This window comes from Marinagarivorans sp. (genome assembly GCF_982758155.1).
This window is the reverse complement of the sequence record NZ_CEXWTU010000336.1, coordinates 1-3,872: the sequence shown is the minus strand read 5'-3', so window position 1 is coordinate 3,872 and position 3,872 is coordinate 1. Positions and strand designations below refer to the sequence as shown.

Here is a 3,872-nt window from a genome sequence, read left to right as displayed (position 1 = left end):
TCCAATTAGACGAAGAGATCGGCTTTCTTATCGAGGCGCTTAAAGGGGCGCATGCAGGGGCCTATAGGACATAGGTCAGTAGGGTAACGCATGGAGCAGTTACCGAGGCATGTAACACTTTGAGCAACGAAGGTAAGGAGGTCGAGATCAAGTATTAGTGGATGAAATATTGTTTCCTCGTCCCTAACGCTATTTAGGCTGCCAATCGAGCCACTAATAGAAATTCACGATTGCCGTCGCCACCGGTTATGGGGCTATCGTTATAATGCAACACATCAAAGCCTAACTCGGCCACAAAAGTCCTGAACTCGCACTCTAACGCCTGCATATCAACATCGGGGCGAACGAGCCCGCCCTTACCCAACCCTTCTGGCCCCACTTCAAATTGCGGTTTAATCAATGTAATTAATAAGCCTTGCGGCTTTAACAAGGCAGGCAAGTTCGGCAATATTAGCTTTTGAGAAATAAAAGAAACATCCATTACCGCTATATCAAATTTATCCGGTGCATATTTCAGAATATCGGGGTCCAAGTAACGCGCATTAAGCCCCTCTAAGCATAAGACATCCGCATGATCACGAAGCGCTTCCACCAGTTGATCATGGCCTACCTCAACACCTACCACCTTGCGCGCACCGTGCTTAAGCAAACAGTCGGTAAAGCCACCGGTAGACTGCCCCACATCCAACGCCGTTAAGCCTGCCACATCTAACGAATTGTCTCGTAATGCTGCCTCCAGCTTTAATCCGGCTCGCGAAACATAGCGTAGCTCGGGGTGCTCTCCGGTGCGAAGCTCGCACGTTTCCAGCAACTTCACTGAAGTTTTTTTCTGTATCGACCACTGCCCTGCAACCTTTGCCTCGACCAGCCCGGCTTCAATTAATTTTTGGGCTTGTGTACGAGTGGTTGCTAGACCATGCTCTACCAATAGTTTGTCGAGTCGCTGCACGCTATGCTCTCTCACGAAGTGTTAGGGCGCACAGCTTACTCAAAAGCCTGCGTCCGGTAAAATACTCTGCGCACTTACTCGTTTTTTCGCGTAACTATTCAGGTGGGCTCGAAATAATACTCACAAAAAAGGCGAATTGATTATTTTCCGGGCATTCAAGCGTCGGGAACGCTTGCATAGCGTCCAGCCCCAGCACGGATGCGTGGGGGTAGACTTTGCAGGAGCACAAAGTCACAGATGGCTTGAGCGGCCCAGAAAATGATCAGTTTGCCGGCCTATTTGCGCATGGCTGAATAGCTACCTTTTCGCTTACTTAACTGATTGTTTTTTATGTCACTGCCAATACACGATTGCATACCTGCACTACTTGCCGCCTTGAACAGCTCGCCACATTGCGTTCTGCAGGCACCGCCTGGGGCGGGTAAAACAACGCAGGTGCCTCTTAGCTTACTCAAAGAGACATGGTTAAAAGGACAAAAGATAATTTTACTCGAGCCACGCCGGGTTGCGGCGCTCAACGCGGCGAATCGCATGGCGCATATGTTAGGCGAAAAAGTCGGTGAAACCGTTGGCTACCGAATGCGCCAAGCCACCAAAGTTAGCGCTAATACGCGCATAGAAGTGATTACCGAAGGTTTATTAACGCGCTGGCTACAAGACGACCCAGAACTGAACGGCGTTGGCATTATCATTTTTGATGAATTTCACGAGCGCAGCTTAAATACCGATGTGGGCCTCGCCTTAAGCTTACAAGCACGCGACCTTTTTCGTGAAGATAACAATCCACTCAAAATACTGGTGATGTCTGCTACCCTCGATAGCGAAAACGTTGCTCAATTACTCGAACGCAGCTCCACTCCCTCGATTGACTGTCCGATTATCACCAGCCAAGGTCGAAGCTACCCCGTTGATATTCACTACCACACAGCCCAACCCGCACGTACCAATACACACTTTAAAAACAATGACTTTTTACCGCAATTAGTAAGCACCCTTCAACACGCCATAACCCATGACAGCGGCAGCATCTTGGTTTTTTTACCGGGCGTACGCGAAATAAACCGAGCGCAACAAGCGCTAGCACCACTCCCCGACAACATTCTCTGCTTTCCATTACACGGCAACTTATCGTTAGAACAACAACAATTTGCCATTGCGCCTGCGAAAGCCAATATTCGAAAAATTGTGCTGGCCACAGATATTGCCGAAACCAGTTTAACCATCGAAGGGGTTCGTGTGGTTATTGACAGCGGGCTTACTCGCAACCCAAGTTTCGATCCCAACACCGGCCTTACTCGCCTCCACACCCAAGGTATTTCACAAGCATCCGCCGAGCAACGTGCTGGTCGCGCCGGGCGAATGGAGCCCGGTATTTGTTATCGCCTTTGGAGTGAATCACAGCATGGCCAGCGCTTGCGCCACTCACTCCCCGAAATTATTAATGCCGATTTAATGCCGCTGGCTGTCACGCTGTTACATTGGGGGGTTAGCCATCCCAACGAATTACAGTGGTTAAACACACCCGCCGAAGCTAACTGGCAACAAGCGCTGGAAGCACTCGCAAAAATTAATGCCGTCAATAAAGGCGAACTGACGGCACACGGCCAACGTTTCGCAAACTTCCCCTGCCACCCACGCCTAGCCCAACTGTTAGTACAATCAGAAAAACTCGGCGCAACCAGCTTGGGCAGTCTTGTTGCTTCATTACTCAGTGAACGCCCGCCTAAAAATTTAGGCACGGATATTTACGACCATATAGTCGCCATAGAGCAAAGCCGTAATCCACAGCACAAAGCGTGGCAGCAACGCGTTAAACAATTGGCTAGAACATTAGGTAACCCACTCAAAAAAGACAACACATCAACGCAGGATAAAGGCGAAATTACCGGGTTACTTATTGCGCAGGCCTTCCCCGAACGCATCGCTAAACGCAAAGCGAGCAATAACGGTGTTGCTGTATTTCAGCTAGCCAATGGCCGCGCGGCGCAACTTGATGAAAGCGACGCTCTCGCGCAGGAACCGTGGTTAAGTATTGCCGAAGCCGGTGGGCTTGCAGGTAAATCGCAGGACCGCATATTTATCGCCGCTGCACTCAACCCCCGCTTTTTTAATGAAGATTTAGCCAGCCATATAAAAGAGATTACCGTTGCCCAATGGCAAGACGACAAAGGCCGTTTTATTGCTGAAAACAGGACACTTCTCGATAAAATACTGATCCAAAAGAAAGCGATAAATAACATTCCAGCCGAGGTAAGAACCCAAGCGCTTAGCGCATTACTCCGCGATAAAGGTTTGGACTATTTAGATTGGGAAGACAACAGCGTGCAGTTTATTGCACGCGTTGCTTTTTTGCGTAACAAACAAGGGAATGACTGGCCCGACATGAGCCGCGATGGCTTACTCTCGGCCTTGGATGATTGGTTAACGCCACACTTAGCCAACATTAACACGCTAGCCGACTTCAAAAAGATTACTCTTTTCCCGTTGTTAAAAGTGCTATTACCTTGGCCAAAAATGCAAAAGCTAGATGAACTCGCGCCGGCTAAAATCCCGATACCTAGCGGCCGAATGGCCAATATTGATTACCAACAGTCTCCGCCAGTTCTGGCTGTAAAACTGCAAGAAATGTTTGGCTGTCACACCACACCAACAGTACTCAATGGTCAACAAAACATTACCGTTCACCTACTCTCGCCCGCCAAGCAGCCCCTGCAAGTAACACAAGATTTAGCCGCTTTCTGGAAAACAGGATACACCGAGGTTAAAAAAGAAATGAAAGGCCGCTACCCCCGTCACCCCTGGCCAGATGATCCTCTAAGCATGGAGGCCACCGCTAAAACAAAACGGGCGCTTGCTAGGGATAACAAACCTTAGGGACGAGGAAACAATATTTCATCCACTAATGCTTGATCTCGACCTCCTT

At 49.1% G+C, this 3,872-nt stretch carries 2 protein-coding genes; one reads left to right on the top strand and one right to left on the bottom strand.

Annotated elements, in window-relative coordinates:
• Positions 1 to 193: 193 nt before the first annotated feature.
• A complete protein-coding gene (locus AC3A8L_RS20460; RefSeq protein ID WP_487964125.1) occupies positions 194 to 949 on the bottom strand; it encodes a TlyA family RNA methyltransferase in 756 nt (251 codons plus the stop codon).
• Between the two features lie 330 nt (positions 950 to 1,279).
• Between AC3A8L_RS20460 and hrpB the strand changes: the two genes are divergently transcribed.
• Positions 1,280 to 3,823, top strand: coding sequence for an ATP-dependent helicase HrpB (gene hrpB / locus AC3A8L_RS20455; protein ID WP_487964124.1), 2,544 nt, complete (start codon positions 1,280 to 1,282; stop codon positions 3,821 to 3,823).
• Positions 3,824 to 3,872 lie beyond the last annotated feature (49 nt).

What these genes read in the sequence shown, in the direction of transcription:
- hrpB (WP_487964124.1), top strand. Translation starts at nt 1,280, where the DNA reads ATGTCACTGCCAATACACGATTGCATACCTGCACTACTTGCCGCCTTG.